5 protein-coding genes are annotated in these 6,154 nt (G+C 73.5%); 2 read left to right on the top strand and 3 right to left on the bottom strand.

What is annotated here, in order from left to right; genetic code table 11:
* On the top strand, positions 1-378 hold a 378-nt coding region (locus ACJA3G_RS27320; RefSeq protein WP_406555701.1), incomplete at its 5' end, for a GNAT family N-acetyltransferase.
* 46 nt (positions 379-424) lie between these two features.
* Entirely contained in the window at positions 425-1,507 is a 1,083-nt protein-coding gene (locus tag ACJA3G_RS27325) for a PP2C family protein-serine/threonine phosphatase (RefSeq protein WP_406555702.1), read from the top strand.
* Here the strand turns inward: ACJA3G_RS27325 and ACJA3G_RS27330 are convergent.
* From ACJA3G_RS27330 to aceE, 3 genes are all read right to left on the bottom strand, one after another.
* Complete coding sequence (locus ACJA3G_RS27330) at positions 1,504-2,028, bottom strand: DUF4240 domain-containing protein (protein ID WP_406555703.1); 525 nt, start codon at positions 2,026-2,028, stop codon at positions 1,504-1,506. The two genes, ACJA3G_RS27325 and ACJA3G_RS27330, sit on opposite strands and share 4 nt — an antisense overlap.
* Before the next feature lie 102 nt (positions 2,029-2,130).
* A complete protein-coding gene (locus ACJA3G_RS27335; protein WP_406555704.1) occupies positions 2,131-3,135 on the bottom strand; it encodes a helix-turn-helix transcriptional regulator in 1,005 nt (334 codons plus the stop codon).
* A 110-nt stretch (positions 3,136-3,245) separates the two neighbouring features.
* Positions 3,246-5,945, bottom strand: coding sequence for a pyruvate dehydrogenase (acetyl-transferring), homodimeric type (gene aceE, locus ACJA3G_RS27340; protein ID WP_406555705.1), 2,700 nt, complete (start codon positions 5,943-5,945; stop codon positions 3,246-3,248).
* Positions 5,946-6,154 lie beyond the last annotated feature (209 nt).

The raw sequence follows: 6,154 nt of genomic DNA on the forward strand, positions 1-6,154 counted from the left end.
GCCCCGTTCTTCGACCCCGCGAACCCGCCCGCGTGCCACCTGGTGGCGGAGCTCGACGGCCGGGTGGCCGGATATCTGCGGCTGGTCCCGCCCACCGGCCTGGAGTGCAACGGCCACGTCCGCCAGATCCGGGGCCTGGCCGTCTCCGCAGGCGCCCGGGGCCGGGGCCTGGCGCGGGCGCTGCTGCGCGCCGCCGTCGAGGAGTCCCGGCGCCAGGGCGCGCGCCGGCTGACCCTGCGCGTCCTGGGCCACAACACCCCCGCCCGCGCCCTCTACGCCTCGGAGGGCTTCACGGTCGAGGGCGTGCTGCCCGGGGAGTTCCTGCTGGACGGGGAGTACGTGGACGACGTGCTGATGGGGCGCTCGCTCACCGAGTGACGTAGAACAGGAGGTAACAGCGGAAATCCGGCGGAGGAGCTTCCCCATGGTGGACGAGGGCGTGTCCGGGCTGCTGCCGGTCGCCCCCCGGCCCCTGTGGCAGCGGGCGCTGCCGGTGGTGGTCCTCGCCGCGATCACGGCCGCCCAGCTCGCCACCCCCAACGGGGTCGAGCTCGGATACTTCCTGGCCGCCGTGCCGCCGCTCGCCGCCTTCGCCTACGGCCCGCTCGGCACGGTCGTGCTGGCCACCATCACGTTCGTCGGCGTCCTGCTGCCGCACACCCGCGACTGGTACCCGCACCCCGGCGACATCCTCACCCTCGCGGTCGTCGTGGTCTTCAGCGTCGTGGTGGCCCGGGTGCGCCAGCACCGCGAACACCAGCTGGTCACCGTCCGTACCGTGGCGGAGGCCGCGCAGCTCGCGGTGCTGCCCCCGCTGCCGGACGCGGTGGGCCCGGTGCGCTGCGCCGGGCTCTACCAGGCCGCCCAGAGCGGCACCCTGGTCGGCGGCGACTTCTACGACGTCCGCGAGGGCCCGCACGGCGTCCGGGCGGTGATCGCGGACGTCCAGGGCCACGGCCTGGCGGCGGTCGGCACGGTGGCGGCGCTGCTCGGCGCCTTCCGCGAAGCGGTCCTCGACGAGCCCACGCTGCCGGGTGTCGCGGCCCGCCTCGACCGGCGCCTGGTGACCGACACGGGGGCGGACGGCGAGGGCGAGCTGTTCGCCACCGCGCTCCTGCTGGAGTTCCCGCCCGGCGAGCGGGTCGTACGGGTGGTCAGCTGCGGGCACCCCCGGCCGTTCCTGCTGCGCGGGCGCGGCGCCGCCGAGCTGGCCGCCGAGCCCGCGCCGCCGCTGGGCCTGGGCCTGGCGGGCCTCGCGCCGCCCCGCGAGCTGCGGGTGGAGCTGGCGGAGGGGGACAGGATCCTCGCGTACACGGACGGGGTGACCGAGGCGCGCGACCGGGCCGGGGTCTTCTACCCGCTCGCCGAACGGCTGGCGGCGCTGGCCCCGCGCGACGGCGGCCTGGTGACGCTCACCGAGGCGGTACGCGACGACCTCGTGCGGTACGCGGGCCGGGCCAAGGACGATGTGGCACTGCTGGCGCTGGCCGCGGACCGGCCCGGCTAGACGGAGCCGCCGAACCGCTCCCACAGCCGGGGGAACCGTTCCGCCAGGGCGCCCTCGTCCTCCGGGTCGAGCGCGGTGCCCACCGGCTCGGCGGGCTGCGGCGCGATACCCAGATCGGGCGTGACGGCCCCGGTGAGCTGCTCGTACGCCTCGTCCGCCGCGTAGCCGAGGTCCTCGCCGTCCCCGTCGATCTCCTCGTCGAAGTCGTCCAGGAGCTCGGCGAGCCGGTCCGGCTCGTGCACGGCGCCCTCGAACACCTCGCGGCCCTGTCCGATGAGCCAGCAGCGGAAGTAGTCGAAGGCGTCGTCGCCGGCGCCGCCCAGCAGTACGGCCGCCGCGCCCCACAGATCCCAGGCGTAGGCGCGGTTGTAGCGGGCCTCGAAGTGCCGGGCGAAGTCCAGGACGGATTCGGGGTCGAGTTGCAGCAGGCGCTCGACCAGCAGCTCCGCGTGGTCCTCCGGGTCGCCCTCGGCGTCCGCGCGGGTGCTGTCGATGAGCTCCCAGAATTCCGTCTCGTCCATCACGGGTCCAGCATCGTGGCTGGCGGGTGGGCGCGCACGCGGAGCCGTACAAATCAGCCCTTCGGGCGGCCCGATCGCCCCACGGGCCCCACGGGCCCCGTCTCACCCGTCCCGGTCCTGGGGCGCGGAGCCGTAGAGTCCGGCCATCGCGCGGGCGGCGGCGGCGAACCGCTCGCGCAGCGCGGCGGGTTCGAGCACCTCCACCTCCGGCCCGAGCGGCATCAGCTGTCCGAACGCCACGTCGTACGACTCCACCGGCAGCGCCACGGTCCTCCTGCCCCGCCCGTCCGCCCCGCCGGCCGCCGCCAGGGCCGCCAGGACCGACTCCCGGTCGCCCAGGACCGCCGGCAGCCGGGCGGCGCCCGCCTCGGACACCCGCACCAGCACGGTCTCCCGGAGCATCGCCCGGGCGAAGCCGGCCGCCCGGTCGGCCCAGAACGCGGCCAGGTCGAAGGACTCGTCCCGGACGAACGCCTCCTCGTCCTGGCGCACCTCGTCGAACCGGTCGAGCCGGTACACCCGGAAGCCCGGGCGCTCCCCGTCGGCGTGGGCGCACACGTACCAGACCCCGGCCTTCAGGACGAGCCCGTACGGCTCCAGACGGCGCTCCACGACCTCCCCGTCACGGCGCCGGTAGACCACCCGCAGCACCCGGTCCGCCCAGACGGCACGGGCGACGTCGGGCAGGTGCGCGGGCGTCCCCGGCTCCCGCCACCAGGCGGGCGCGTCCAGGTGGAAGCGCCGCCCGGCGCTCGCGGGCGCGTCCCGCAGCGAGGGGAGCAGGGCCGCCGACACCTTCAGTCGGGCGGCCGAGGCCGCGTCCTCCAGGCCCATGTCGCGCAGGGCGCCCGGCACCCCGGACAGGAACAGCGCGGCGGCCTCGTCCCTGCCGAGCCCGGTGAGGCGGGTGCGGTAGCCGCCGACCAGCCGGTAGCCCCCGTTCCGGCCCCGGTCCGCGTACACCGGGACGCCCGCCTCGCCCAGCGCCTGCGCGTCCCGGGTGATGGTCCGCTCGGACACCTCCAGCTCGCGCGCCAGCTCGGCGGCGGACATGGAGGGCCGCGACTGGAGGAGCAGAACCATCTTGATCAGCCGGGCGGCGCGCATGAGCCCATGATGCCCGCGCCCGCACGGGCACCCGGGCGGCCGGACGGGAACGCCCCCGGGGGCGCGGCACAGAGCCGCGCCCCCGGGGGCGTAGACCGCTTCGTCCGGCTCTACAGGCCGTACCGCTCGCGGGCCTCCTTCACGGCCGAGGTCTTGACCTCGCCGCGCCGGGCCAGCTGGGCCAGGGCCGCGACCACGATCGACTCGGCGTCCACGCCGAAGTGGCGGCGGGCCGCGTCACGGGTGTCGGAGAGGCCGAACCCGTCGGCGCCGAGCGAGGACCAGTCCTGCTCGACCCACTGCGCGATCTGGTCCGGGACCTGGCGCATGTAGTCGCTGACCGCGAGGACCGGGCCCTCGGCGCCGGCCAGCGCCTGGCGTACGTACGGAATCCGCTCCTCGCCGCGCAGCAGCGCGGCGTCCGCCTCCAGGGCGTCGCGGCGCAGCTCGGTCCAGGAGGTCGCGGACCACACGTCGGCGGCCACGCCCCACTCCTCGGCGAGCAGCTTCTGGGCCTGGAGGGTCCAGTGGATCGCGGTGCCGGAGCCGAGCAGCTGGATGCGCGGCGGGTTGACGGCGGCCACGTTCAGCCCGGCCGACTCGGCCGTGTTGAACCGGTAGAGGCCCTTGACGATGCCCTCGTCGATCCCGGCCGGCTTGGCGGGCTGCGGCATGGGCTCGTTGTAGACGGTGAGGTAGTAGAAGACGTCTCGGTCCTCGCCCGGGGCCGCCTCGCCGTACATCCGGCGCAGACCGTCCTTGACGATGGTGCCGATCTCGTACGCGAACGCCGGGTCGTAGGTCAGCGCCGCCGGGTTGGTCGCGGCGATCACCGGCGAGTGGCCGTCGGCGTGCTGGAGGCCCTCACCGGTCAGCGTGGTGCGGCCGGCGGTGGCGCCCACCAGGAAGCCGCGGCCCAGCTGGTCGCCGAGCTGCCACATCTGGTCGGCGGTGCGCTGCCAGCCGAACATCGAGTAGAAGATGTAGAACGGGATCATCGCCTCGCCGTGCGTGGCGTACGCGGTGGAGGCGGCGATGAAGTCGGCCATCGAACCGGCCTCGGTGATCCCCTCGTTGAGGATCTGGCCGTCCTTCGCCTCGCGGTAGTACATCAGCTGGTCGCGGTCGACCGGCTCGTACGTCTGGCCCTTGGGGGAGTAGATCCCGAGGGAGGGGAAGAGGCTCTCCATACCGAAGGTGCGGGCCTCGTCCGGGACGATCGGGACCCAGCGCCTGCCGGTCTCCTTGTCGCGGATGAGGTCCTTGACCAGCCGGACGAAGGCCATGGTGGTGGCCATGGACTGGTTGCCGGAACCCTTGTCGAAGGCGGTGAACGCCTTGTCGGCCGGGGCGGGCAGCGGGGCCAGCGCGTGGGTGCGGCGGGCCGGGGCCGGGCCGCCGAGGGCGGCGCGCCGCTCCTGGAGGTAGCGGACCTCGGGGGAGTCGGCGCCGGGGTGGCCGTAGGGCACCACGCCGTCGGTGAACTGCGCGTCCGAGATGGGGAGTTCGAGAAGGTCCCGCATGTTCTTGAACTCGTCGTTGGAGAGCTTCTTCATCTGGTGGTTCGCGTTCTTGGACGCGAAGCCCTCACCGAGGGTGAAGCCCTTGACGGTCTGCGCCAGGATGACGGTCGGCGCGCCCTTGAACTCCAGCGCGGCCTTGTAGGCGGCGTACACCTTGCGGGGCTCGTGGCCGCCGCGGGAGAGGTGGAAGCACTCAAGGATCTTGTCGTCGCCGATCAGCTTCGCCATCTCGACGAGCGCCGGGTCCTTGCCGAAGAAGTCCTCGCGGATGTAGGCCGCGTCACGCGTCTGGTACGTCTGCACCTGCGCGTCCGGGACCTCGCGCAGCCGCCGGACGAGGGCGCCGGTGGTGTCGAGCGCGAACAGCTCGTCCCAGGCGCCGCCCCACAGCGACTTCACGACGTTCCAGCCGGCGCCGCGGAACTGGGCCTCCAGCTCCTGCACGATCTTGAAGTTGGCGCGGACCGGGCCGTCGAGGCGCTGGAGGTTGCAGTTGATGACGAAGGTGAGGTTGTCGAGGCCCTCACGCGCGGCGAGCGCGAGTGCGGCGGTCGACTCGGGCTCGTCCATCTCGCCGTCACCGAGGAAGGCCCACACGTGGGAGCCGGAGACGTCCTTGATCTTCCGGTTGGTGAGGTACCGGTTGAAGCGCGCCTGGTAGATGGCGGAGAGCGGCCCCAGACCCATGGACACGGTCGGGAACTCCCACAGCCAGGGGAGGCGGCGGGGGTGCGGGTAGGAGGGCAGGCCGTGGCCGGCGGACTCCTGCCGGAAGTTGTCGAGGTGGCTCTCGTTCAGCCGGCCGTCGAGGAAGGCGCGGGCGTAGATGCCGGGGGAGGCGTGGCCCTGGATGTAGAGCTGGTCGCCGGACCCGTCGGCCTCCTTGCCCTTGAAGAAGTGGTTGAAGCCGGTCTCGTACAGCCAGGCGGCGGAGGCGAAGGTGGCGATGTGGCCGCCGACGCCGTGCTTGGCGCCGCGGGTGACCATCGCGGCGGCGTTCCACCGGTTCCAGGCCGTGATCCGGCGCTCCATCTCCTCGTCACCGTCGACCGCGGGCTCGGCGGAGGTGGGGATGGTGTTGACGTAGTCCGTCTCCAGCAGCTTGGGCAGGGCCAGGCCCGCGCCCTCGGCGTGCTGGAGCGTGCGGCGCATCAGATACGCGGCCCGGTGCGGGCCGGCGGCCTTGGCGACGGCGTCGAGGGAGGCCGCCCACTCGGCGGTCTCCTCGGTGTCACGGTCCGGGAGCTGGTCGAGCTCGCTCGGAGACTTGGGCGTGGGGTCGATCATGATCGCCGCCTTCCGGACAGGAGGGGGGTGGAGAAGGGTGCCGTGTCTGGCAGGACAGGGCTCGTGGACCGGGTAAGTCCGCCGTTGACTGTAAGCCGACGATCGATGATCGATCAAAGTGTTGAGCGAAAAACTTCTCGATAGGGCGAAAGTCGGCACAGGGTGCCGTGGATGGGGGCACGGGGTGCCTTGTTTTCGCAGGTGGGGTG

Origin of the sequence: Streptomyces sp. YS-3 (genome assembly GCF_045257485.1) — a bacterium.
In the GTDB taxonomy this organism is placed as follows: domain Bacteria; phylum Actinomycetota; class Actinomycetes; order Streptomycetales; family Streptomycetaceae; genus Streptomyces.

Excerpts from the sequence above, each read along its gene's own strand:
- aceE (WP_406555705.1), bottom strand. The coding sequence starts at position 5,945 with ATGATCGACCCCACGCCCAAGTCTCCGAGCGAGCTCGACCAGCTCCCG.
- ACJA3G_RS27330 (WP_406555703.1), bottom strand. The coding sequence starts at position 2,028 with ATGGACGAGACGGAATTCTGGGAGCTCATCGACAGCACCCGCGCGGAC.
- ACJA3G_RS27325 (WP_406555702.1), top strand. The coding sequence starts at position 425 with ATGGTGGACGAGGGCGTGTCCGGGCTGCTGCCGGTCGCCCCCCGGCCC.
- ACJA3G_RS27335 (WP_406555704.1), bottom strand. The coding sequence starts at position 3,135 with ATGCGCGCCGCCCGGCTGATCAAGATGGTTCTGCTCCTCCAGTCGCGG.